Raw genomic sequence first — 23,050 nt, 5'->3', positions numbered from 1 at the left:
TTAGTGTGGGACTTGTGCTTGGCGACACCTGGGGAGCGAGGGGGAGGGTCCCAATGGAACTGGGACCGATTCCCTGCTGTAGCGCCAGGATGTTGCCAGGAGAATGTTCATTCCCAAGTGAAACACCGTCGTTGCTGAAATGGCTGAACGGGGCTTGAGACAGATGCCTGTGGAGGAGGGTGGAAAGCGCAGGGTTGACTGTTGCTTTTTGGATTTTGGATTATCGAAGTCAAAAATGATTAGAGGCTCACCGCGTTTGCCACTTGCCACACCGGTGGGGCGGGCGGCCTCCGGTGTGGCCCGGATTCTAAGGCGCAGCGACAAGTACAATGAGGAAACAACGTCCCTGGGTTACTTTTTGGAATCCTCGTCAAAAAGGTGGAAGCGAACGATGAATGGAAAGCAGAAGGTGTGGATGCTGCTTTCGGCAACCGCCAAATTTCCCTGGCACCTGGCCCTGGTTACGATTACGCTGGTGATCTCTTGGAAGGTTGCCGGATGGCGCGCGGCTCTACTGGCGCTGTTCAGCTTTGGCGGCATGTGGATTATGGGGAAATGGCTCGGTCCTCTGGTGGCGCGACCCCGCCCCTCTCCGGAGCTCATTTCAGTACCCGAACAACTTGCCGGCTACTCCTTTCCCTCGATTTTTGCTCTGACTTACGCATCGACCATAGGTTTACTGGCTGTCCTGTTTGTCAGAAAATTTGCCGGCCTATGGCGCGTTGCGGCCTTCGCTTTGTGCTGCCTGCTTCTAGTGGCGGGAGGGACGGCACGGATCGTTTTGGGAGCCCACTGGCCAAGCGATGTAATACTTTCCTACCTCATTGGGCTGCTGTGGGCCGTTTTGCTCCTTCGTTTCGTCTGATGCTCACCCTATGGGAAGCCTTTCGCTGAGTTAAATTTTTGTGCAGGTTTCCACCTTGTCAGCCATTTTCATGATGTTTAGCTAATCTTGTGACGCAGCACGCTGTTATTCCTGGTTCCTGCCACGATCCCTTTTTCCTTTCTCAACCGGCTTCTTTTTGCGCAGCGAGTCTGACTCTACCAGCTGCAAGGATAGAGAACGGGCTGATGGTATTAGTGATTAATTGCACCCATTCGAGGAGGGAAGGCCATGGCGAATAAAGGAAAGCGGGATCCCGTCTGCAGTTGGGTTGGGAAAATCCTTATTTGCTGCCTGCTTGGACTACTCACGGCAGGCTGCACCTCACTTGGCGCCAAGGCGCTGAGAAGCGAGAGAATCCAGTTGAACACCGCTTTCCAGCAAACGAACGATGAGCAACTGCTGCTGAATCTTATCCGCCTGAGGTACCGGGATACTCCGGCTTTTCTTGAAGTGAGCAGCATCTCCTCACAGCCCTCGTTTGAATCCACTGTCGAGGCCGGCGCTGAATTTGAGCGCGCCGACCCCGATACGGAGCTCTTTTCCTTCGGCGCGGGAGCCACATACTCCACCCAACCGACCCTCACTTACACTCCCCTACAGGGAGAAGCTTTCATCCAACGCCTGCTGACCCCCCCTTACTCTCGAAAAACTGATGTTTCTATACCAGTCGGGATGGCATATCAAACGTGTCGTTTTGCTGTGTGTGCAGAACATGAACAATGTTAAGAACGCACCGCGCGCCAGCGGGCCAACCCCCGGCAGGGCACCCGAATACGAGGATTTTTACAAAGCCGCCGAGATCCTTCGGGAGCTTGAGAGAAAAGGCCTTGCTGACATGGCATATGAGCCGGCAACTGGAAAGGACGCTTCACCCACCCTTGTTCTGCAACTTGATCCGGAAGCTGCAGGCCTCCCGCTGGCGGAAGAATTTAGACAGATCCTGAATCTTGCCCAAACCCAAAACCGGTACCCCATCGTTTATGCCCAGGTCCAGCATGTTCGGCCGAAGGTATCGTCCCGGTGCTCACTTTGCCGGTCGGAAGGTAGCAACAACCGAAAATTGAGATCCAATGCTTTCTGAATTATGCGGAACCATACCTGCATTCACTGTCTTGCGCAGTTTTTTAAGTTTTGTCCTCGGGCTCAAGCAACTCCTCAAGCCCAGTAGGCCCTTGAGATGTTTTTCAGCCCCGCTTGAATCCGCCGAACAAGAGAGCAAAGAGTACTTTAGATAATACCCGTACCAAGGGCCAGCGCAATTCCCAGCAGCAGGATGCCGGTCAGGGTTTGCACCGCCTGCATGGTGACTTTCTTCATAGACCTTTTGCCGATCAGCACGCCGACAAACGCCGCGCCGATCCCCGCCAGGATGAGCGGCCAATGGAGGGTCTCGGTGGATCTCGCGGTTCGCACGGCAAAAAGCAGCCCGATATAGGTGACAATCCTAACGACGTCGACCATGAAGCCAATGACGGCGTTGGTGCCCACAAAGGCCTCGGTTGAAATCCCCACCTTTACCAGAAAGGCCGAGCGCAGCGCCCCCTGATGACCGGAAAGGCCGCCGAAAAATCCTGAAAGAACACCCCCCAAAGGCAGATACCTGCGATCGAACTTGAGATTGCGAAGGGTGGGCAGAAGCTCGAATAAAGCGAACACCAGCATGAGCAACGCCATGACCAGCTTGATGGGAGTGATCACCGCCGTTCGGGAACCGATGGAGTAGCTGAGCAGCTCGCCGAATACCGACAAATAGGCGAGCAGCGAAGCCCCCGCAAACGCGGCCAGGATCGCAGGCAGGCCAAACTTCAAAACGATGGCGCGATCCGCGTGGCGGCCGACCACGGCAACCTTAAAAATGTTGTTCGCTCCGTGCACCACGGCAGTTGCTGCAACCGCCACCTCGATTGGAAAGAACAGGGCGAATACCGGCATTAACAGAGTACCCAAACCAAAACCCGAAAACAGGGTCAGCCCCGAAACCAAAAGCGCGGTTGCGCAGACAATCAGATAGCTCATCACTCGTCCATTACCTCTTGGTGCAGTTCCTTAATTTTTGATTTCATCTCTTGAAGAAGCAAACTTCCCGTCGAGGTGATCCGGTAATATTTACGCCGCTTGCCCGCAACGGTACGGGCTTCGCACTCCAACAGTGCGGCCTTTTCCATTTTAGCCAGGGTCGGATAGAGTACGCCCGGGCCGATGCTGTAGCCGTGGCGGGCCAGTTCCTCCATCAAACCGATGCCGAATACCTCTATCTTGCTCGCATGGTAGAGAATGTGAAGCTTGATGAACGCCAGTTCGAAATCACGAATCATTGCCTTCTCCATGAACTATTAAATTATAATATTATAAAGCGATATTGTATATCGATATTGTTTTACGATATTATATCACCTTCGGCATCACATCAAGCTCATTTGAGCACATAGGTGGAAATGACCATTTATGAAATGAAACAGACGTAGTTTACAACTACACAAAAATTGATACAGGGTTGATATCCGATGTTCAGTTGCTAGAGGGGAACCGATCATATCCCAGAAGGTGAGTTGCCATGCCCCGCGGCGCGCGCCTGGACACACCGGGAACGCTGCATCATGTGATCGTTGGCGGCATCGAACGGCGCAACATTGTCGACGATGACCTGGATCGGGGGAACTTTGTCAAGCGTTTGGGGCAGGTTGCCCTCGATACTCGTACGGCCGTTTATGCCTGGGCCCTGCTCGGCAACCGTGCACACCTGCTCTTGTGCAGTGGACGGGTCGGCATTGCGGCTTGCATGCGTCGGATACTTACCGGCTATGCCGTTTCCTACAATCGTCGGCATCAGCGCCACGGTCACTTGTTTCAAAATCGCTGTAAATCCATCATCTGCGAGGAAGACACCTGTTTCACCGAACTGGTTCACTATATCCAGCTAAACCCCCTGCGGGCCGGGCTGGTGGATAGCCTGTCGATGCTGGATCGCTATCCGTGGTGCGGCCATGCGGTGGTGCCGGCCAAACAGGATTTTCCCTGGCAGGACCGAGATCATGTGCTCGAATGGTTTGGCCGGACGCGAGGCGCAGCGCAGCGGGCCTACCGCGAGTTTGTGCAGGAAGGCATCGCCCGGGAAGAAAGTGATGCACGCATTTTGGGATCGAGCGAGTTTGTCTGGCAGGTGCTGGAGGAAGCCGAGCAAAGAGTGCGCCGGCAGTTGCCCGTCGCTGATCAGCTTGAAACGGCTGTAAGGCTGATCAGCGACGGGCACACTGACGTCCCCGAGGCCCCGATGCTCGGCCCTGGCCAGCGCCGCTTCCACATCGAGCGGAGGATCAATGAGAATATGGATGGTGGGCTCGGGCCGCCGGAAAGGCGGGTATTTCATTGAGCTGGCGGTCGGATCAGCGGTTTGCCGCGTTTTCTCTTTATCCTGGCTTCCGACTCGCGAGTTTTGTATTCTTGCCCCTGCAAATCCGCTATGAACTATTATGCTATGGGTCTGTGCGGAGTGACAACCGATATCATGCGAGGAGTTGCAAATGGCTGTGGATCATGCCTGGTTGTGCCGACAGATTGTGGGCGGGGCCATGGACGGCGTCATTTTTGCCGACCGGGAGGGTGCTATCAGGCTCTGGAACAGCGGTGCCGAAAAGATGTTTGGCTATCCTGCCGGGGAGGCGCTCGGGCAATCCCTGGACATCATCATCCCGGAGCGGCTGCGGGATCGCCATTGGAGCGGCTATCGGCAGGTTATGGCAAGTGGGGTCACCCGCTACGGCGAGCAACTTTTGGCGGTGCCGGCGATGCGCAAGGATGGGACCCGCATCTCAATCGAGTTCACCATTGTGCTGGTGCGGGACGAAAAAGGCGAACCGATCGGCTCTGCCGCCGTTATTCGCGACGTAACCGCCCGCTGGCAGAAGGAAAAGGAGCTCAAGGAGAAGTTGGCGGCGCTCGAATCGCAGTCGAAATGACAAGGAGTGATCTATGGGAAAGAACAAGCTGCTTGCGTCGCTGCGCTTTTTCCGCCGGCGGGGAGACCGTGAGCCATGCCGTGAGGAAAAATTGTCCGGAGGCTGGGCCGAGCTCAGGTGCGGCGAGCGCGACTGGGAGGACCTCTATCGCAGGCGCTGGCAGTACGACAAGGTGGTGCGCTCCACCCACGGGCTCAACTGCACCGGCTAGTGCTCCTGGAATGTCTATGTGAAAGACGGCATTATCGTCTGGGAGACGCAGAAGACCGACTACCCGGGCACCGGCCCGGATCTGCCGGACTATGAACCGCGCGGCTGTCCGCGCGGAGCCACTTACTCCTGGTACACCTACAGCCCGGTGCGGGTCAAGCGCCCCTACATCCGCTCGGAGCTCTGGCGCATGTGGAAGCAGGCTGTGGCCGCCCACCCGGACCCGGTTGCCGCCTGGCAGAGCATTGCCCGTGATCCGGACCAATCGGCGCGCTACAAGAAGGCACGCGGCAAAGGCGGCTTCGTTCGGCTCTCCTGGGATGAGGCGGCCGACCTGATCGCCGCCGCGCTGGTCGACACCATTCCATCGTGAAGGAATTCTATATCGACCGCCAGTGTCAGTATTTCAACGATTATGCCAAACAATTCAACGACCTGCGTCCCTTCATCCACCCCTTCAACCCGGCCATCGAGCCTCCCTGGGAAACCAAAACCAACTGGGACCAGTTCAAATTCATCGCCGAGAAATTCTCACGGCCGGCCACGGACCATTTGGGAGTGCAAAAGGACCTGGTAGCTTTTCCCCTGCTGCACGATTCCCCCGGCGAGACGGGCGCAGCCGCTGGGCCGGGTGAAGGATTGGAAAAAGGGCGAAGTGGAAGCCGTTCCGGGGCGGACCATGCCGAACCTCAAAGTGGTGACCCGGGACTATGCCGACACCTTTCGCATGATGACCGCCCTGGGGCCGCTGGTCCGGCAGCCCGGGATCGGCGTCAAGGGAATCAGCTGGCAGGCGGAGGAAGAATACGAGGAGCTCAAGAGGCGCAATGGAGCCGTGGCCGAGGCCGGGATCAGCCGCCAGATGCCTGATTTGACGACGGCCCGGCAGGCGGCCGAAGCCATTTTGGTGCTGTCGCCCGAAACCAACGGCAGCACCGCCGTCAAGGCGTGGCGCGCCATGGAACAAAAAACCGGGCTGCACCTGACCCATCTCAGTGCCGCTGAAGAGGGGGAAAAGTATACCTTCGAGCGGCTCATCAACACCCCGGGCTCGACGATTTCGGGCAAACGAGGCGGCACTCACAACAGCGTCACCCGCATCCTCATGAAGCCCACCCAGATGATCGGCGGGTATGCGCAGCTGAGCTACGCCTTCAACTACTACGGACCCACCGGGGCGCAGCGGGACGAGGTGATTGAAGTGCGCAAGGCGCGGGAGGTCCAATGGTATGAAGATTAAAGCATGTCACCGCTACCAGATGCCCTGAAATCTTCCATCGCGGGTCTTCCTCCGGCCTATTTTGCCATGGTCATGTCAACGGGGATCGTTTCCATCGCCTCGCATTTTCTCGGCTTGCCGTCCATCGCCAAGCTGCTCTTGTGGCTGAACGTTTTCCTCTATTGCGGCCTGTGGCTTCTGAACCTGGCGCGCATGGTGCTGTTCCGGGGGGCGTTTTATACGGACCTGTGCAGTCACAGCCGGGGAGTGGGGTTTTTTACCATGGTGGCGGGGACCTGTATCCTGGGCAGTCAACTGGTGATCCTGCGCGAAGTCTACAGCGCGGCCCTGGCTTTGTTACTGACTGGGCTCGGCTTATGGGGCATGCTGCTCTACATGGTTTTTGCCGCATTTGCCGTGCGGGCGGACAAGCCGACTCTGCAGGAGGGGATCAACGGGGTATGGCTGGTTGCCGTTGTGGCAACGCAATCGGTTTCCAGCCTGTGTGGTCTGCTGACGAATCATTTGCCCATCGAGGCGGAAATCACCATTTTTTTCTCTTTCTGCATGTTCTCTATCGGTTGCATGCTCTACCTGATGATCATCACCCTCATTTTTTACCGCATCATGTTTTTTCATTTGCAACCGGAGGACTTGAGCCATCCTTACTGGATCAACATGGGGGCGGTCGCCATCAGCACCCTGGCGGGGGCAACCCTGGCGGCCAACAGTCCCCATTCGGCATTTCTTCTGCCCCTGCTGCCGTTCACCGTGGGGCTCACGGTCTTTTTCTGGGCCACCGCCAGCTGGTGGATCCCTTTGCTGCTGCTGCTCGGGGCCTGGCGCTTCATCGTTCGACGAGGCGGATTCTCCTATGAGCCGCAGTACTGGGGAATGATCTTCCCGCTGGGGATGTACACCACCTGCACATTCAGGCTGGCGCAGGTGACCGGTCTCGACTTTCTATTCCACATCCCGAACTATTTCATTTATGCGGCGCTGCTCGCCTGGTGCGCCACCTTTGTGGGCTGGGCCCGTTCACAGCAGAAATTATTGACGGCCTGATCCTGATGAGGAAATAGTATACCTCACCGACGTCAATTTCGCTTATCAGTAACGGTCTGTGAGCATCCCTCGCCTCAGCCATGACCCGGAAAACCTTCTCTGCGCCCGCTTCCCGGTTCAGGTAGGCAAGAATAGCATAACTGTCAAGCAGTCTTTGCGGATTCACGCTCACGCTCCCGCCGGCGGCTATCCATCAAGACCTCGGTCAAGGAATCGCCTTCACTGAATTAACCGCAGAAGGCCTCAATGGGATCATCCGGCAAAGGTTGGATAACCGAGCCGCCTGATCACCTGCGACTTTGAGCAGAAGCTTGTTCCCCGGGGTGATGTTGAGCCGGCGGCGGATATCACCGGCAATGACGATCCGCCCCCGTGAGGAAGCGGTAACCATAGCCATGACATCCTCCTCGATAAGTTAGTGTCTGATTGAATCCACGGAATAAATCAGACACTAAAATATGATACAATTGAGTCAATGTCTTGCACGTTGGAAATAGTGCAACAGGTATAGCCTGCTCTACGATGATTGGTCCCCGTGTCACCCTGTCGTCACAGCTTGCCCGCCAGTTCGCGGCCAAAGCACGTGCACCGTTCCAGCGCCGGCTCATCGGGATTCCACATCTCGCGAATGCCTTCGCCGACGATGTCAAAGCCCGCTTCTTCGAGCTTCTGGACGATCATCTTGACGGACTCGCCGCTCCAACCGTAGGCGCCGAAGGCCGCCGCCTTTTTCCTTTTGAAGCCGAGACCGCGGATTTCCTCCAGAATGCCGGCGATGGAGGAGAGGATTCCCTTGTTGATGGTGGGTGACCCGACAAGGATGGCTTTGGACTTGAAGACTTCCGTGATCACGTCGTTTTTGTCGGAACGGGCGGTGTTGAACAGTTTGATGGTGACGTCTCCATCGGCTGCGTGGATTCCTCCGGCGATGGCTTCGGCCATTTTTCTGGTGCCCTGCCACATGGAATCGTACAGCAGCGAGATCTGGTTTTCCTGGTAATCGTCGGCCCATTGGGCATATTGGTTCACGATCTGGAGCGGATCGTCGCGCCAGATGACTCCGTGGCTGGTGCAGATCATGTCCACGGGTACGTTCATGGCCACGACTTCCTTGATCTTCCTGTCCACCAGCTTGCTGAACGGTGTCAGGATGTTGGCGTAATACTTGATACATTCCTGGTAGAGCTCGGTTCGATCGACCAGGTCGTTGTACATGAGCTCGGAAGCGTAATGCTGGCCGAAGGCATCGTTGCTGAACAAAATGTTGTCCCCGGTCAGATAGCAGAACATGCTGTCCGGCCAGTGGAGCATGGGGGCTTCGATGAAAACCAGGTCGCGCGAACCGATGGAAACCTTCTCCCCGGTTTTTACCGGCTTGAAATTCCAGTCCTGGTGGAAAAGCCCTTTGAACGATTTGAGCCCGTTTGCCGTGCAATAGATGGGGGTATCGGGAATTTCCCGCAGCAGATCGGCGAGGCCGCCGCTGTGATCGATTTCGGCATGGTTGGCTACGATCAAATCGATTTTCTTGAGATCGATCCGTCTTCTGAGGTTCTCCAGGAATTCCCGGCTGAACGGTTCCCACACCGTGTCGATGAGGACCGTCTTTTCGTCCTGCACGAGATACGAATTGTAGGTGGTGCCTCGATGGGTGGAATATTCTTCTCCGTGAAATTTTCGCAGTTCCCAGTCGATTTTACCGACCCAGGCGATCTGATCGCGAATATTGAAGCTCATTTTGATCCTCCGATTGTTTTGGTGCATTACGGCTTGGAGTGATTGATGCCGGCTCAAAGCGCGATGTCCCGTCAAGTTATGACGCCGGCTGAGCCCGTGTCATAGTGTTTTGCACTGAAAATTTCGTAGCGGTTCACCGCGGGAATGGCGGAGTCCCCAGCCTCCCCGTTGGTTCAAGTCGGAGACTTGAACCAACGACAGATTGTCCCCCCCCGGCGGGCCTTAACCCAGGATGGCTTTCAAATCCTCGTCGGGGGTGGTGATGGGCTTGATGTCGAAATTTTTGACCAGCACATCGAGCACGTTGGGCGTGATGAAGGCGGGCAGCGACGGACCCAGACGGATCCCTTTGATGCCGAGGTGCAGCAGGGTGAGCAGGATGGCCACCGCCTTCTGCTCGTACCAGGAAAGGATCATGGAAAGGGGCAGCTCGTTCACCCCGACATTGAAGGCTTTGGACAGGGCCACGGCGATTTGGATGGCCGAGTAGGCGTCATTGCACTGGCCGATGTCCAACAGCCGCGGGATGCCGCCGATGTCGCCCAGGTTCTTGTCGAAGAAGCGAAACTTGCCGCACGCCAGGGTCAAGACCACGCAGTCTTTGGGGACCTTTTCCACAAATTCCGTGTAATAGTTGCGTCCCGGCTTGGCGCCGTCGCACCCGGCTACCAGAAAGAAGTGGCGGATGGCGCCGCTTTTCACCGCTTCGACCACCTTGTCGGCGACGCCCAGGACCGCGTTTCTGCCGAATCCGCACATCACCTGACGACCGTTGGTGGCTTCCTTGAACCCGGGCAGGGCAAGGGCCTTTTCAATGACCGGGGCGAAATCCTTGTCGGCGATGTGGGTCACCCCGGGCCAGCCCACCAGGCCGGTGGTGAAAATATTCTCCTGATACGATTCGCGCGGCTTTTGAATGCAGTTGGTGGTCATCAGGATGGCTCCCGGAAATTCGGCAAATTCTTTGGTCTGATTCTGCCAGGCGGTGCCGAAGTGGCCGTAGAAATGGGGATATTTCTTGAGCTCGGGGTAGCCGTGACAGGGCAGCATTTCACCGTGAGTGTACACGTTGATGCCCTTGCCTTCGGTCTGCTTAAGCAAAATTTCCAGGTCCTTGAGGTCATGGCCCGAAACCAGGATGGCTTTGCCAGGCTTGGCGCCAAGGGGCACCCGGGTCGGAACCGGATGACCGTAGACTCCGGTGTTGGCCGCGTCCAGCAGTTCCATGGCGCGCAGATTCACCTCACCGCATTGCAGAACCAACTTGACCCAGTCCTCCAGGCCGAGATTTGCATCGAGCGTTGCGGCCAGCCCTTCGTGAATAAAGGCATACACCGCTTCGTCTTCCTGCCCGAGGATGTGCGCGTGGTCCGCGTAGGCGGCAACGCCCTTGAGTCCGTAGACCAGCGTTTCCCGAAGGGAAAGGATATCCGCATTGAGGTCGGGTTCCGACTTGATGCCGACCGCCTCGCCCTGCTTGACCAGTGCGTCCAGGGTCCGATCGGGTTTGAAGGTGGCGGCCGCCTGGGTGAAATCGACCCTGCCGCCTGTGGCACGAACCTTTTCTTTGAGAGCCTCGCGCAGTTGCACGCAGCGGTCGATCAACTGCACAAAGCGCTGCGGGTCGAAGTCCACGTTGGTCAAGGTGGAAAAGGTGGCCTCACAGGTGAAGGTATTGACCTCCGCATCGGTCACCCCTACTTTTCGGCCTTCCACGGCATACAACGACAGCCCTTTCAGGGCATGCACGAGAAGGTCCTGCAGGGCGGCCACGTCGGGTTGCTTTCCACACACGCCGATCTTGGTGCAGCCTTCACCTTTAGCCGTTTGTTCACACTGGAAACAAAACATGAGGTTCTCCTTTTTTGTCCGGTTCTGAAAAGTGCATCGTTTTGGGGGACTCTGAGCAACACAAAGACAGACATTAATCTTTTCTTAAAATGGATGCTTTGATTTAAGTCAAGATTAAACCGCCTTAGGCAAGTCAAGGCGGCAGCGAGCTTCGAATTCACTTAAATTCGCCCGGTGATCGTGGTATTTTACGGACTGCTGACGCAGCCAAAGGGCCTTCCCGGTCCACTTTCATCGCTGTTGTGAATTTTCGGGTAAAGAGGTAAGGCGTTATGTCACGAATCCATCCACCAGAGCTCATGACCCGCAGGCATTTCCTGCAAGTGCTCGGCGGTGCGGCTGCCACCGGGCTGCTGTGCTGCTCGCCGCTACCGGTGTTCGCCGATCACAGAGGGGCACTCAACCAGCAAGTGAACAGCTACGTTCGAAAGCTGCGCCGGACCGGGCGCGTCCCAGCGGACGAGATCACCGCATGGTCGGTCTATGATTTCACGACCGGTCAGAAGCTGGTTTCGATCAATGAAAATCGGCCCCTGCAGGCGGCCAGCATGATCAAACCGTTCTTGGCCCAGGCCTATTTCTTTCGCCACCAGGAGAACCAGTGGCGCTACCCTTACGATAGACAGGTTCGGCTGAAAATGCAGGCGATGATCCGGGACAGTGACAATGCGGCCTCAAATTTTTTCATCAACCGGGTAGGGGGCAATCGACCGGTGAATCAGCGGCCGCGCGAGGTCGAGCGGGTACTCAAGCGCTATGCGGGCGGCATCTTCCAGCAGACCTCCATCGTTGAATACATTCCCAAAAACGGCCGGACTTATCGCAATAAGGCTTCGGCTCACGATTACAGCCGTTTCCTCTACGCCATGCACCACGACCGGCTGCCGCATGCCAGTGAGATCATGCACTACATGGGGATGCCCAGCCGCAACCGCATCAGGGACGCAGTACTGCCTGCAGATGTCAAGCTCTATCACAAAAGCGGCACTACCGCTCACTTATGTGGAGACATGGGCCTGCTGGTGGCCAGGGACTGCAACGGCAAACCCTGTCCATATACCTTTATCGGCATCATCCAAAAAAATCGTCGTGCACGCAATTACGGCGCCTGGATGCGGGACCGCGGCAATGTCATCCGGGAAGTCTCCGCCCTGGTTTATGACTGCATGCGGCGGCGCCTCAACCTGGCAGGGTGAGCGGCAAGCCCTTACACCCTGCGACGCCGGGAGCCGATTGGCAAATTGACTGACTGCCCCGTTCGTTCCGCCGTGCCCGCCGCACAACCTTCTGATTTAGAGTGCAACTGGCGGCCCTTTGAGTACGCTTGTTACACCGGCGCAGCCCGATACAAATCATCTTGCCGGTGCAAGGTGCGCTTTCCGCGTTTCCGGCAATGTGACGCAGCAACTTCTGTGTCTATGGGAACTCGACGCACTCGAATTATGTGCGTTCGCCCATCTTTGCGGCGCGCGGCGAGGGCCGGTGAATGCCATGGTAGTCTGTACTGCCGCTGATCTTGCTGGTTTCTATATGAACATGTGCGTTATTTGCCGACCAGGGTGGCGGTGAACCGTGAGTAGAAAAACACTGATTGGAGGAGGCGATGGAAGTCCAGGAATTTATGACCAGTAAAGTGGAGTATATCGATGGGGATGCAAGCGTTTATGACGCCATCGAACGGATGGTTGACAAACGCATCAGGTCCCTGGTGGTGAAGCCCTCAAAGCGCGAGAAGATGCCGGGCGTGGTCACAGCGCGCGATGTGGTCTTCAGGGTTCTCGCCAAGCACCTTGATCCGGGGTCCGTGAGAGTGGCGGAAATTGCATCGAGACCCTTGTATTGCATGGCGAAGGGGACCAGTGTGCTGGATGCAGCCAGTATCATGGAAGAGAAGGGTGTGGCGCGCGTTTTCGTGTGTGAGGGAGAGCAGATTTTGGGGGTTTTTTCCCTGATCGATGCCATGCAAAGCAGCCTCATTTTAAGGGCGAGGAAATGACATGTTCAAAGAACTGCTCTCATTCGGCAAGAAGGAACAGAAGGCGCTCGACCATATGACCCGGCACGTGCAGCTCTTGTGTTCCGCCTGTGAGGCCTTCCGCGAAGCGTTGGAGAAAAGGGATTTCAGGCTGATGGAGACGGTGGGAGACCTCGAGCGTGAAGGGGACATTGTTCGGCGGGAAATCATCGGCAACATTTACGAAGGCGCATTTCTGCCCTATCTCCGCCCGAATCTTCTGAAATTTGTGGAGACCGTCGATGAGGTTTTCGACCTGCTCAAGGCTGCGTCGCGCTATTATCGCGACCTGGTCCTCGAGGGCGAAATCCTTTATGAATGCACCCGCATCGCGGTCCTCAACTTGAGGATGGCTGAAATGCTGTACATTACGTTTCAGGCCATGCTCAAGGGCGAAGCCCTCAAGGACAAAACGCTGGCGATCAGGATCTACGAGAAAAAAGTAGATGACATGAAGGTTTATATCAGCAAAGTCCTGCGGGGAATTAGGGTGCAGGACTTTTGGGAAGGGAAAGCGCTTTCCGATTTCATATCCAATCTGGTGGGTATCAGTGACGAGATAGAGGATGCGAGCGACTGCCTGGATATCATCAATGTGAGCATGAAGTAGAACCGGTATCATGATTGAATGGATTCCTCTGATTGGGTGCGTCTGCATCGCCTTTGTGGTCGGCTCCAACGACACCTCCAACGCCCTCGGTATCTGTGTGGGGTGCGGCATCATGAGGTTCGCCAGGGCGCTTCTCCTGTTCGGGCCGTGGATGCTGCTGGGCATCCTCCTGCAGGGCCAGAAGGTGATGAAAACGGTCGGCAGGGATTTGCTGGAGGTCAACATTTCCGTGCTGGGAGTGGCTCTGGTCGTGTCCGCGCTGCTCATCATCACGGCCAATTGGAGGAAGCTGCCCCTTTCTTCGCACCAGGTGATCGTGGGCAGCCTGACGGGCGCCGGTGCAGCTTCCGGAATAGAAGTCCATATGGATTCGCTGCTCCACATTGCTCTCTCATGGGTCGTTTCACCGCTGAGCGCCTTCCTGTGTGCCTTTGTCATCTACAGGGTTATGGAAAAGACTCTGGCGAAATTGCCTGTCTTTGTAGTAGAGCGAATTCTCAATGTCTTGCTGCTCATGAATGCCGTCTTGATTTCCTATAACACCGGTGCCAACGAACTGGCCACGGTTCTGGGTGGAGCGGTCTATTCCGGCTTGCTCAGTCCCATGCAGGCTTCCTTCGGGGGTTCTGCGCTGTTGTTCCTGGGAGCCGCCCTGTTGAGCTCGCGGGTGATAGAGACGGTGGGCAAAGGCATCACCCCGCTTGATCCCTTCTCGGGATTTGCCGCACAGTTCGGTGCCGCGGCTTCGGTCCTGGTCTTCACCACGTTCGGGATGCCCATTTCCACCACCTACTGCATCATTGGAGGAATCGTCGCTGTCGGTGTCCTCAAAGGGATGGGTACAGTGCGCACGGATCTGCTCAAGAAAATTGCGGCAAGCTGGGTGGTGGCGCCGGCAGCGGCGTTCCTGCTGTGTTTTTGCCTCACCAGGGCGATAACCCGGGAGGACTGGGTTTGGTCGCTTTTGAACAGCACGTGGGACATCTATTTTTTCCGCTATTGAAACTGAGCCCGCCCATGGCCCCGGCTGAAACCGTCAAGCTTCACGATGGTCGCTTCGCATGATCCATATCGGTTTTGCCGCCGAACTGTTCGCCTTGCCTATGATGTGGCTGCTCGAATTCATGATTGAACGAGTTTTGCGAAAGAGGAACGGGATGTCGAGAAAATTGCCTGAAAAGATGCAAGTTGCCGGATTGTCCAAGACAGTCCTCAACCTTTAAAGATTGAGAGGTCGTCCGGTTTATCCTGCTGCCGATCTCAGCCACAGCCATGCTGCAGCAAACGCCAGGGAAATCAAGGTCACCGGGATTCCTATTCGTGCGTGATCCGACCAGCGGATATGAATGTCAAGGCTTCTGGCTTGCTCGATGACGATGATGTTGGCGATGCTTCCGACAATGAAAAGATTTCCAGCCAGGGTGCTTGCCAGAGCCAGAATGGGGCCGGCCATCGGGTGCACCGCGGCCGGCAGCAACAGCATGGTTGCCGGTACATTGGAAACCAGGTTGGAAAGGAATACGGTTACCGCAAACAACCATCCGGGATTATGGATATTGATGCCTGCAGAACGGAGCGCCGACATGATGCCGGCCAGCATTCCGGATGCTGCCAGAACATGGTTAACGATGAAAAGACCGGAGAACAGGACCAGCAACTGCCAGTCCACCAGCCCCAATATTTTTCTTGAAGCCATGCGGCGGCTTGAGAGCAGCCAGCCCGCGGCTGCCAGGGCCAGCACATCACGCGGCAGGCGGGAAAAAAGAAAGAGCGCAATCAGCACGGTCAAAACGACCAACCCCTTGCCGGTCTGCCAGGCATTGAACGGAGGTGCTTCGATCATTGGGACGGGGGTTTCCCTGTACCAGTTGCCCCGCGCCTTTTGATGGATCACCCACCACACGGCGGCAAGTCCCAGGAGGACCGGGATGGCGGCATCGAAAAGGTAAGCGGCAAACGATAGCTTAAGGGTTTGGCCGATGAGCATGTTTTGCGGATTGCCGATCAAAGTCGCCGCCGAACCCACATTGGCGGCGCAGGCGAGCGCCAGAAGAAAGGGAACGGGGTCGAGACCTCGCCTGGCGCACCCTTCCACCAAAACGGGAGTCATGGCTAAACAGACAATATCGTTTGCCAGCAGCGCCGAAAGAAAACCCGCACATAAAATGAGAAGCGCCAGGAACAGGGCAGGTGAAACCTCCATTGCGCCCAGACGGCGGGTCAGGTGGGCGTAAAAGCCGCCCAACCGGAATTGGGCCGAGACCACCATGAGGCCGAGCAGCAGGGCAATAGTCGGCACATCGATGGAGCGCCAGGCGTCTTCCGGCTGGAGTTTCCCGGTTGCAAGCAGGAAGATGGCTCCAAGCAACGCGATCCCGGTGCGGTCCAGTGCCAGCCCGGGAATTCTCCCAAGGATCATGCCAAAGTAGACGAAACCAAATACCGCCGCTACTGTCCCATCCACGCGGTCCGCTCCCAGAATGTTTAAATGATCAAAAGCTCGGGCAGCTATTTACCGGTTTTCATTGGCGAACACAAGAGCGTAATGGATCTCCCTGATCCTCAATGAACGTTTTCACTGTGCCCAGTGCCGCCGGCAATCCAAGTGGCACCATGAAGTGATCAAAAATTCAAGATTAAACAATGCGGTTGACACGGAGGCGATGATCGGCTAGAAAATAAAAGAAACATCAAGGCAATGAAGTCTGCCTGAACTGCCCATGAGCTCCGGGATGATGACTTCTACTCCATCAGTTGGGGTGGAAGTCTAAGTTCACCGAGACGAATACCCCATCTGGCAAGGCCGGAGGGGGTTTTTTATTTTGGGGGACAAGATAACATCCCGCGCCGGTTATACCGTGCTGGGTTTTTTGCTCCAGGAGGATTGGCCATGATGCTCGACCTGTTTAGACATCGGCGCCAGGATCTGCTTGTCGCGCTTAATGACCTGAAGGGCCTGGCAGAACTGCGGAAAGATCAGAACATCCGGGACAGCGTGGAAGATATCAGCCGCAAACTGGTGGAAAATAGATTCTATCTGGTGGTTTTAGGCCAGTTCAAGCGGGGCAAAAGCACGTTCATTAACAGCCTGCTCGGAACCCGGTTGCTACCAACCGCCATTGTTCCCCTCACCTCTATTGTCACTATTCTAAGTTACGGGGGTGAGGAATGCATCGAGGTGTTCTTCCAAAACGGGGACAAGCGGTGTGTGCCTCGCGATGAATTGGTGGATTATGTCACCGAAAAAGGCAATCCAGGGAACGAGAAGAACGTCATGCAGGTGCACATCACTTATCCGTCGTCGTACCTGAAGGATGGCGTGCATATCATCGATACACCGGGGGTTGGATCGATTTTCTCCGATAACACTCAGGTCACCTATAATTTCCTTCCCAAAGTCGACGCCGCCCTGTTTCTTTTGGCCGTGGACCCGCCCATCAGCCGGGCGGAAATCGATTTTCTAAAAGATGTCAAACAATATGTTGAAAAGATCTTCTTTATCCAAAATAAGATCGACTACCTGGATGAGTCGGATCGCCTGGAATCCATGAACTTCTCCAAGACAGTCATCGAAGAAGCCCTGGGAGACGGGAAAGTGCGCATTTACCCGCTTTCGGCAAAGCTCGCTCTGGAAGGCAAATTGAACGAGGATGAAGAAAAACTGCACCGCAGCTTTTTGCCGGAATTCGACCGGGTGCTGGGGGAATTTCTGACTCGGGAAAAGGGCAAGGTTCTGCTTCAATCGGTATTGCAAAGCGGCCTCAAGTATCTTGCAGATGAGGAGTTTGCCATCAAGCTCGAACAAAAGGCCGTGGCTACTCCTGTAAAAGATTTGGAGGAAAAGATCCAGCTGTTCGACAAGGAGCTCAAACGAATCCTGGAGCAAAAGCACGACAACGACTACCTCTATGAAGGAGAAATTAAGAGGCTGATGGATTTTCTGGATCGCGACATGGATCGATTTCGCAAAGACCGGATGCCGGAATTGCTGCAGGACCTGCAGAAGACCGGGGAAAGCAACCGCCGCTTGCCGACTACGGAGTACGTCAAACTGATGGAAAACACTCTGCGTGAGGGAGTCGTGCACACCTTCGACGAATGGATCGTACGTCAGGAGGAGCGGATCAATGAGGAGTACAGGAAAATATCCAAACGCTTTTCCGACCGTGCTAACGAAATCATTGAAAACTTGCAGGTTGCCTCCGCCAGGCTGTTCGATGTCGCCGTTGAGCGGGTATCGAGTGATGAGGCCATCAGCAGTGAAACTCGTTTTTATTATCTTCTGGGCGACCAACCGCGCTTTTTCGATATCGAGGGGGCGCTGGACTTTTTGTCTCATCGACTGTTGCCCAAAAGCATTTCCCAAACGATGGTGTTGAAGGACATTCTCAAGAAGCTGCCGGCGCGAATTGATGCCAACTGCGGCCGGGTGCGCGGTGACTTCAAGTACCGCATCCAGCAGAGCTTTCTCAAGTTCCGCTGGAACCTCAATGCGAAAATCGATGCCACCGCCGACAGCATCCGTCAAGCCTTACAAAAAGCGATGGAAATGAAAAAAGCCGGCGCTTCAGAAGTGAAGCAGTTGGATAAGCAACTGAACCAACAATGGAGTAGAGTTGAGACCCTCAAGAACAGTTTCCACGGGCTCAAGAGGTCGCTTGACGAGCTTTAACGCCGCCGGAGGATTTCTTGCCTGCCCTCACTTTGTATGGACGATTTTTGGGCGTGAGCCGGCGCTCGAGTACGGTGTTGCAAGGCGCGACGGTGAGGTGGTGAATCCAGAGGTATTGTGAGACTGCCTGGACCCCGGCCTTCGCCGGGGTGACCACAGGGTGGTGTTTTTTGACACACTCTTAGAGGGGAGAACTCCCGAGGAGATGAGGCCATGATGGAAACACACGATGATGTTTTGCGCGAAAAACATCTGCCGCGGGTGGGGCAAACCGTCCGCAGCAAAAAGTACGGGACTCTTTGGCGAGTCATGGAAAAACGGGAAGTCTGGCAAAGCACATCGGATGACCCGGAGAGCGGCGATCCACGAATGGTTCCCGCAATCTATCTTTGTTATTGGAAGATCAAACCGGGGGTGCTGCCCGGAATTGGAAAAATGATGGGCTATGCTTACACCCTCCATGACACGACCTTTGAAACCAACTGGGAGGCGGTTGAAGAGCAGAAAACATAGAACAGAGAAGGCGTCAAATCGAATGCCGAGAAAAAAGCCGGGATGCGGCCGAGCCTGAAAGAGCGTTGGATGGATCCGCCGGGCCTTTTGTTCAGGCTCCGCCCGTCCCCACAATTTTGCAGGAAGATTAGTCGAGATGCGGTCTCTGTGAGTGAGGGGCGTCCTGACTTCTGGGAGATAGATCGGAGTGCGGCTATTTCGCTGCGGGACGGCAGCGGATGGTGCCCATGAGGGCAGTCCCGCCAACCGCGACGATGACCGCATAGCTGAAGCCCCATGCAGGGCTCGCCAGAGTCCACAGCATGCCGACCACAAAACTCGAGATAAAATCACCCAACCCGTTGACCACCCCGAGCAACCCGTAGGCGGTTCCGGCAAGGGATTCACCGACAAAGTCCCGTACCGCCGCACCCTCCACAGTGTCCTCCCAAGCGATAAACAAGCCCGCCGAGGCAAAGCAAAGAGTAAACCACCAGAGGGCCGGAAGCGCAACCGCAAAACCGAAGAAGGTGATGGCACCGATCCCGTAGCCGACGGCAAGAGTGCGGCTGCGGCAGAAGCGGTCGCACAATGCGCCGATGGGATAAGATGCCGCCGCGTAGACGGCATTGCGAAGCAGGTAAAGCAGTGCCGCGATGCGCGCGGCTTCGAGTATTCCCAGTTGCGGCTCAAGGACCGTTGAGGCGCGAAGGATCATGAGCGTCGGTGCAAAGTCGGCCATGCCAAACAGCCCGACTCCTAAGAGGAAGTATCGATAATCCTTGGGCATTGAGCGGATGGCACCGATGAAATCGAGCTCGTGATTCGGTGTGCGCCTCTTTTCCTTCACCAAAAGAAAAGTCACCACCGAGAGAAGCCCTGGTATCAGACTCAGTAGAAAAATGATGCGGAACGATCCACCGGGGGCATCCGCAAAAAACGGCACCCAGCGGCCCAGGGTCTGAACAAAAGCGGGATGCCGTGCCAGCAGGCTGAGCAGGGCGAATGCCGCCAGAGGGCCGAGTACCGCACCGGCTGTATCTCCTGCCCGATGAAACCCGAAGGCTTTGCCGCGATACCTGGAGGGCACTGATTCAGCCAGCATGGCGTCGCGCAGCGGGCCTCTGATGCCGCGGCCAAGCCAGGCCACCACGCGGCCGATGAGAATTAGCGGCCAGGCGAAAGCGAAAGCAAAAAGAGGCTTGCCGATAGCCGTAAGCAAGTAGCCGATGGCTGTCCACGTCTTGCGGTGGCCGATCTTATCACTTTGGTAGCCGGCGCCCAGCTTGAGGAAGCTCGAGAGGGCGTCGGCTACCCCCTCAATGAATCCCAGTACCGCCGCAGATGCCCCTATGGTGCGCATGAACTGCGGCAAAATGGCAGTGGCCATTTCATGGCAAAAATCACTCAACAAACTGGTCAAGCCAAACAGAAGCACATTGCGATTCAGCCATCCGCCAATGGAATCTCCACCTTCCTTGTCCGCATTGCGATCCATTCTGGCTCCAATCGTATCCTTGAGTCGTGGAAGATCATGTTCAGCTTGAGCTGCAGGCGGAGCCGGTTGTTCAAGCATCAATCGCCCAATGGATTGCCAAAAATCGCCGCGCGCCCCAATTCGGCCTCGATTTCAAGCAGCCGGTTGTACTTGACGATGCGTTCGCTCCGGCAGACCGAACCGGTTTTGAGCTGTCCACCCCCCATGGCCACGGTGAAATCGGCGATGAAGGGATCTTCGGTCTCCCCCGAGCGATGCGAGACGACAATGCCCCAGCCCGCCTTGCGGCACAATGCGATCGCTTCGATGGTTTCGGTGATGGTGCCGATCTGGTTGAGCTTGATGAGGGCGGCGTTGCTCGTTTTTTCTCGAATGCCGCGCTCGATAAAGCGGGTGTTGGTCACAAAGATGTCATCTCCCACGATCTGAATCTTGTCGCCGAGCACCGCCGTGTGCTCGCGGAAGCCTTCCCAGTCGTTTTCATCAAGGCCGTCTTCGATGGAAACGATCGGGTATTTATCAACCCAGTTGCAGTAGAGCTTGGTCATCTCGGCGCTGCTTTTCTTCCCTTGCCCGGATTTACTGAGGTTGTAGCTGCCGGCTTCAAAAAAGGAGCTTGCCGCCGGATCGAGCGCAATGGCGATGTCCTTTCCGGGTGTGTATCCGGCTGCTTCGATGGCTTCCAGGATCACCTCGCAGGCTTCATCATTACTCTTGAGATTGGGGGCAAATCCACCTTCATCGCCGACACTTGTGCTGTAGCCCTTTCGCTTGAGGATACCTTTCAAGGCATGAAAAGTCTCGGTGCCGTAGCGCAAGGCTTCGGCAAAGTTTGGAGCACCGACGGGCATCACCATGAACTCCTGGAAATCGACGCTGTTGTCCGCGTGCTTGCCGCCATTTAAGATGTTCATCATGGGCATGGGGATGCGAAAAGCACCGGGGCCGCCAAGATAGAGGTAGAGCGGAAGGCCGGAGGCTGCCGCGGCGGCCCGCGCCACCGCCATGGAGACGCCAAGGATAGCGTTCGCTCCAAGGTTTTCTTTGTTGGCAGTTCCGTCAAGGTCGATCAGCAGACGATCAAGCTCTGCCTGTCGCTTGGGGTCCCTGCCGATTATTTGAGGCGCAATCACATCATTTACATTGGCAACGGCTTTGAGTACTCCCTTGCCGCCATAGCGTCGCTTGTCACCATCGCGCAATTCAACGGCTTCGTTTTCTCCCGTGGATGCACCTGAAGGGACGGATGCCGCTCCGGTTGCGCCGTTATCGAGTGTCACCCGCACGCGAATGGTGGGGTTGCCGCGCGAGTCCAAAATTTCTAGAGCAGCGACGGATTGAATGGCGAATCTCATGATGGTCTCCTTCAATTTTGATATTGGCATCGCATTACTGGCATTTCACGTCGGACTTACTCACCCCCATGACCGAAACAATCGCAACGAAACATGCACATGTGTGATGAGTAACTGATTCGAATCATTATTATTGATCACCACTTTCAGATAGAAGGCGAATATTGCTCTCTGGGTATCCGAAGCCGCTCCTGAGCAGCGCATCGCGGCTGATCATTCCTTTGAACTTTCCATCGGCGTCGAGCACCGGCAAGCGCTTGAGCGCCTTTTCGGTCATCAGGCGAATGGCGTCTTCGATAGGGGTATCTTCGCGCACGGTGATGAGTTTGGTCCTCATCACCTCGGCGGCAGTGCGCAATCGCAAATGCAGGTTTAACCCCTTCTTGGCTCTTCCACGCTCGCTGAACGGCATCCAGCTTATGAAATAATCCCAGATGCCCGGATGATAGTCGGTGAATGCAGTCAGCAGATCCCGATCCGATATCAGGCCAAGAAACGTTTTATCCTGGTCGACTACGGCCACCCGCTGGATGTCGTTCTTGTCGATGACGCGCAGCACCTCTTCCACCGGGGTCTCCGCCGGCACGGCAACGGTGTCCCGGCGCATGATGTCGGCCACCACGCGCAGATTGTTCACCTGGATGTTTTGCCCGCGGAACGTTTCCCAGTTGGGAGACTCCTGCATGACGGTGCGGAAAATGTCGAGGCGCGAGAGCATTCCGCTCAGCTTCCCGTGTTTGTCGACCACAGGCAGGCGTTTGACCTGTTTTTGAACCATCAGGTTGACGGCTTCAGTTGCCGGAGCATCCTCGGAGATGCTGACGGCGGGACTGGTCATGGCCTCTCGAGTCTGTTTGGGTGCGAGGGATTTTAGCACCGAGGTCACTTTGCCTTGATCCGATACGGCCAGAAGCCCCAGCCTCACCGGCATGCCCGCTCGATAGATGAGGTCCCCCTGGGTGATGATTCCAATGGGACGATTGTCCTTATCCACCACCGGTGCTCCGGTGAAAATTGAAGACATCAGCAATTCAGCGACTTCCTTGAGAGAAGTGGATGGCGTCACACTCTTTGGGGAGGGGGTCATGACATCTTTCACCCGGAAATGTCTTGGCAACAGGCGCCGCTCGGTTTTGTGGGACTGAACCCGCATGGTGCGCACGGCAACGATCCCCTCGCAGACCATTTGCTCAACCTCCGGCAGCACCACATCCAGTGCTGCGGAAGGCAGTATGATCTCGATCTTGAGGGGCATGTTGTAGGAGAGCACCAGCACGCTCTGGGTGGCTACTTCGCCGTTCTCAAAAACTCCTCCGATGCCTCGAGTGACGATGCACCGGGCGGCAATCTTAAGCCCTCGGATATAATCGACTACGGCTGTTCCCAAAGACTTTCCCTGGCAACGTGCCTCTTCGTTGGTGAAAATTTCAATTACGCTGTAGTCAAGCGGCATTATACCTTACATCCTTCCAGTTAATGTTGCAT

20 protein-coding genes, 2 pseudogenes and 1 riboswitch are annotated in these 23,050 nt (G+C 55.9%); of the genes and pseudogenes, 13 read left to right on the top strand and 9 right to left on the bottom strand.

From position 1 onward, the window contains the following. The first annotated feature begins 391 nt into the window (after positions 1–391). On the top strand, positions 392–865 hold the full coding sequence (locus K1V27_RS09080) for a phosphatase PAP2 family protein (RefSeq protein WP_258929516.1): 474 nt from the start codon (positions 392–394) through the stop codon (positions 863–865). Between the two features lie 249 nt (positions 866–1,114). After that, positions 1,115–1,612 (top strand): hypothetical protein, encoded by a 498-nt coding sequence (locus tag K1V27_RS09075; protein ID WP_258929509.1) that lies wholly within the window; start codon positions 1,115–1,117, stop codon positions 1,610–1,612. Between the two features lie 501 nt (positions 1,613–2,113). Here K1V27_RS09075 and K1V27_RS09070 read toward each other — a convergent pair. Both K1V27_RS09070 and K1V27_RS09065 read right to left on the bottom strand, forming a co-directional pair. Continuing rightward, positions 2,114–2,902, bottom strand: a complete 789-nt coding sequence (locus K1V27_RS09070; protein ID WP_258929504.1) for a sulfite exporter TauE/SafE family protein — start codon at positions 2,900–2,902, stop codon at positions 2,114–2,116. After that, positions 2,902–3,201, bottom strand: a complete 300-nt coding sequence (locus K1V27_RS09065; protein ID WP_258929501.1) for a PadR family transcriptional regulator — start codon at positions 3,199–3,201, stop codon at positions 2,902–2,904. Before K1V27_RS09065 ends, K1V27_RS09070 begins: the two co-directional genes overlap by 1 nt. A 239-nt stretch (positions 3,202–3,440) precedes the next feature. Between K1V27_RS09065 and K1V27_RS09060 the strand changes: the two genes are divergently transcribed. From K1V27_RS09060 to K1V27_RS09035, 5 genes and pseudogenes are all read left to right on the top strand, one after another. Further along, on the top strand, positions 3,441–4,256 hold the full coding sequence (locus K1V27_RS09060) for a hypothetical protein (RefSeq protein ID WP_258929499.1): 816 nt from the start codon (positions 3,441–3,443) through the stop codon (positions 4,254–4,256). A 151-nt stretch (positions 4,257–4,407) separates the two neighbouring features. Beyond that, on the top strand, positions 4,408–4,842 hold the full coding sequence (locus K1V27_RS09055) for a PAS domain-containing protein (protein WP_258929498.1): 435 nt from the start codon (positions 4,408–4,410) through the stop codon (positions 4,840–4,842). Positions 4,843–4,855: 13 nt separating this feature from the next. Then, positions 4,856–5,416: pseudogene (locus tag K1V27_RS23155) on the top strand (nitrate reductase subunit alpha); the annotation flags it as partial. A gap of 68 nt (positions 5,417–5,484) precedes the next feature. Continuing rightward, positions 5,485–6,292, top strand: a pseudogene (locus K1V27_RS23230) (hypothetical protein); the annotation flags it as partial. Between the two features lie 3 nt (positions 6,293–6,295). Further along, positions 6,296–7,336, top strand: a complete 1,041-nt coding sequence (locus K1V27_RS09035) for a tellurite resistance/C4-dicarboxylate transporter family protein (RefSeq protein ID WP_258929489.1) — start codon at positions 6,296–6,298, stop codon at positions 7,334–7,336. A gap of 205 nt (positions 7,337–7,541) precedes the next feature. Here K1V27_RS09035 and K1V27_RS09030 read toward each other — a convergent pair whose 3' ends face one another. The 3 genes from K1V27_RS09030 to hcp all read right to left on the bottom strand — a co-directional run bounded on the left by K1V27_RS09030 (position 7,542) and on the right by hcp (position 10,924). After that, positions 7,542–7,733: an AbrB/MazE/SpoVT family DNA-binding domain-containing protein gene (locus K1V27_RS09030; RefSeq protein WP_258929488.1), complete on the bottom strand. Its 192-nt coding sequence runs from the start codon at positions 7,731–7,733 to the stop codon at positions 7,542–7,544. Positions 7,734–7,885: 152 nt separating this feature from the next. Then, positions 7,886–9,073, bottom strand: coding sequence for an anaerobic nitric oxide reductase flavorubredoxin (locus K1V27_RS09025; RefSeq protein ID WP_258929487.1), 1,188 nt, complete (start codon positions 9,071–9,073; stop codon positions 7,886–7,888). Positions 9,074–9,295: 222 nt separating this feature from the next. Continuing rightward, entirely contained in the window at positions 9,296–10,924 is a 1,629-nt protein-coding gene (gene hcp, locus K1V27_RS09020; RefSeq protein ID WP_258929486.1) for a hydroxylamine reductase, read from the bottom strand. Between the two features lie 272 nt (positions 10,925–11,196). Between hcp and K1V27_RS09015 the strand changes: the two genes are divergently transcribed. The 4 genes from K1V27_RS09015 to K1V27_RS09000 all read left to right on the top strand — a co-directional run bounded on the left by K1V27_RS09015 (position 11,197) and on the right by K1V27_RS09000 (position 14,551). Then, positions 11,197–12,120: a class A beta-lactamase-related serine hydrolase gene (locus tag K1V27_RS09015; RefSeq protein WP_258929485.1), complete on the top strand. Its 924-nt coding sequence runs from the start codon at positions 11,197–11,199 to the stop codon at positions 12,118–12,120. A 407-nt stretch (positions 12,121–12,527) separates the two neighbouring features. Next, positions 12,528–12,920, top strand: coding sequence for a CBS domain-containing protein (locus tag K1V27_RS09010; RefSeq protein ID WP_258929483.1), 393 nt, complete (start codon positions 12,528–12,530; stop codon positions 12,918–12,920). A gap of 1 nt (position 12,921) precedes the next feature. Continuing rightward, the gene (locus K1V27_RS09005) at positions 12,922–13,548 is read left to right on the top strand and encodes a TIGR00153 family protein (protein WP_258929475.1); all 627 of its coding nucleotides are present in this window, start codon (positions 12,922–12,924) and stop codon (positions 13,546–13,548) included. 10 nt (positions 13,549–13,558) lie between these two features. Then, on the top strand, positions 13,559–14,551 hold the full coding sequence (locus K1V27_RS09000; RefSeq protein WP_258929474.1) for an inorganic phosphate transporter: 993 nt from the start codon (positions 13,559–13,561) through the stop codon (positions 14,549–14,551). A gap of 240 nt (positions 14,552–14,791) precedes the next feature. Here K1V27_RS09000 and K1V27_RS08995 read toward each other — a convergent pair whose 3' ends face one another. Continuing rightward, complete coding sequence (locus K1V27_RS08995) at positions 14,792–16,012, bottom strand: anion transporter (RefSeq protein WP_258929467.1); 1,221 nt, start codon at positions 16,010–16,012, stop codon at positions 14,792–14,794. Between the two features lie 221 nt (positions 16,013–16,233). Next, positions 16,234–16,300: riboswitch (Fluoride riboswitch) on the top strand. A gap of 138 nt (positions 16,301–16,438) precedes the next feature. On the opposite strand from K1V27_RS08995, the gene K1V27_RS08990 reads away from it, so the two are divergent. Beyond that, entirely contained in the window at positions 16,439–18,220 is a 1,782-nt protein-coding gene (locus K1V27_RS08990; RefSeq protein ID WP_258929460.1) for a dynamin family protein, read from the top strand. A 213-nt stretch (positions 18,221–18,433) separates the two neighbouring features. Continuing rightward, positions 18,434–18,733, top strand: a complete 300-nt coding sequence (locus K1V27_RS08985) for a hypothetical protein (protein WP_258929457.1) — start codon at positions 18,434–18,436, stop codon at positions 18,731–18,733. A 193-nt stretch (positions 18,734–18,926) separates the two neighbouring features. Here K1V27_RS08985 and K1V27_RS08980 read toward each other — a convergent pair whose 3' ends face one another. The 3 genes from K1V27_RS08980 to K1V27_RS08970 all read right to left on the bottom strand — a co-directional run bounded on the left by K1V27_RS08980 (position 18,927) and on the right by K1V27_RS08970 (position 23,018). After that, the gene (locus K1V27_RS08980) at positions 18,927–20,210 is read right to left on the bottom strand and encodes an MFS transporter (RefSeq protein WP_258929451.1); all 1,284 of its coding nucleotides are present in this window, start codon (positions 20,208–20,210) and stop codon (positions 18,927–18,929) included. A 77-nt stretch (positions 20,211–20,287) separates the two neighbouring features. Continuing rightward, positions 20,288–21,565: a phosphopyruvate hydratase gene (eno, locus tag K1V27_RS08975; RefSeq protein ID WP_258929449.1), complete on the bottom strand. Its 1,278-nt coding sequence runs from the start codon at positions 21,563–21,565 to the stop codon at positions 20,288–20,290. A gap of 130 nt (positions 21,566–21,695) precedes the next feature. Continuing rightward, a complete protein-coding gene (locus tag K1V27_RS08970) occupies positions 21,696–23,018 on the bottom strand; it encodes a DUF190 domain-containing protein (RefSeq protein ID WP_258929441.1) in 1,323 nt (440 codons plus the stop codon). Positions 23,019–23,050: the final 32 nt, after the last annotated feature.

The sequence above is a fragment of the Desulfoferrobacter suflitae genome, assembly GCF_022603395.1.
GTDB classification, from domain to species: Bacteria; Desulfobacterota; Syntrophobacteria; order Syntrophobacterales; family Syntrophobacteraceae; genus Desulfoferrobacter; species Desulfoferrobacter suflitae.
This window is presented reverse-complemented; position numbering and strand designations above follow the sequence as displayed.

Excerpts from the sequence above, each read along its gene's own strand:
- K1V27_RS09025 (WP_258929487.1), bottom strand. The coding sequence starts at position 9,073 with ATGAGCTTCAATATTCGCGATCAGATCGCCTGGGTCGGTAAAATCGAC.
- K1V27_RS09080 (WP_258929516.1), top strand. The coding sequence starts at position 392 with ATGAATGGAAAGCAGAAGGTGTGGATGCTGCTTTCGGCAACCGCCAAA.
- K1V27_RS08985 (WP_258929457.1), top strand. The coding sequence starts at position 18,434 with ATGATGGAAACACACGATGATGTTTTGCGCGAAAAACATCTGCCGCGG.
- eno (WP_258929449.1), bottom strand. The coding sequence starts at position 21,565 with ATGAGATTCGCCATTCAATCCGTCGCTGCTCTAGAAATTTTGGACTCG.
- K1V27_RS09005 (WP_258929475.1), top strand. The coding sequence starts at position 12,922 with ATGTTCAAAGAACTGCTCTCATTCGGCAAGAAGGAACAGAAGGCGCTC.
- K1V27_RS08970 (WP_258929441.1), bottom strand. The coding sequence starts at position 23,018 with ATGCCGCTTGACTACAGCGTAATTGAAATTTTCACCAACGAAGAGGCA.
- K1V27_RS09060 (WP_258929499.1), top strand. The coding sequence starts at position 3,441 with ATGCCCCGCGGCGCGCGCCTGGACACACCGGGAACGCTGCATCATGTG.
- K1V27_RS09010 (WP_258929483.1), top strand. The coding sequence starts at position 12,528 with ATGGAAGTCCAGGAATTTATGACCAGTAAAGTGGAGTATATCGATGGG.
- K1V27_RS09055 (WP_258929498.1), top strand. The coding sequence starts at position 4,408 with ATGGCTGTGGATCATGCCTGGTTGTGCCGACAGATTGTGGGCGGGGCC.
- K1V27_RS09000 (WP_258929474.1), top strand. The coding sequence starts at position 13,559 with ATGATTGAATGGATTCCTCTGATTGGGTGCGTCTGCATCGCCTTTGTG.
- K1V27_RS09070 (WP_258929504.1), bottom strand. The coding sequence starts at position 2,902 with ATGAGCTATCTGATTGTCTGCGCAACCGCGCTTTTGGTTTCGGGGCTG.
- K1V27_RS09030 (WP_258929488.1), bottom strand. The coding sequence starts at position 7,733 with ATGGCTATGGTTACCGCTTCCTCACGGGGGCGGATCGTCATTGCCGGT.
- K1V27_RS08990 (WP_258929460.1), top strand. The coding sequence starts at position 16,439 with ATGATGCTCGACCTGTTTAGACATCGGCGCCAGGATCTGCTTGTCGCG.
- hcp (WP_258929486.1), bottom strand. The coding sequence starts at position 10,924 with ATGTTTTGTTTCCAGTGTGAACAAACGGCTAAAGGTGAAGGCTGCACC.
- K1V27_RS09065 (WP_258929501.1), bottom strand. The coding sequence starts at position 3,201 with ATGATTCGTGATTTCGAACTGGCGTTCATCAAGCTTCACATTCTCTAC.
- K1V27_RS09075 (WP_258929509.1), top strand. The coding sequence starts at position 1,115 with ATGGCGAATAAAGGAAAGCGGGATCCCGTCTGCAGTTGGGTTGGGAAA.
- K1V27_RS08980 (WP_258929451.1), bottom strand. The coding sequence starts at position 20,210 with ATGGATCGCAATGCGGACAAGGAAGGTGGAGATTCCATTGGCGGATGG.
- K1V27_RS09015 (WP_258929485.1), top strand. The coding sequence starts at position 11,197 with ATGTCACGAATCCATCCACCAGAGCTCATGACCCGCAGGCATTTCCTG.
- K1V27_RS09035 (WP_258929489.1), top strand. The coding sequence starts at position 6,296 with ATGTCACCGCTACCAGATGCCCTGAAATCTTCCATCGCGGGTCTTCCT.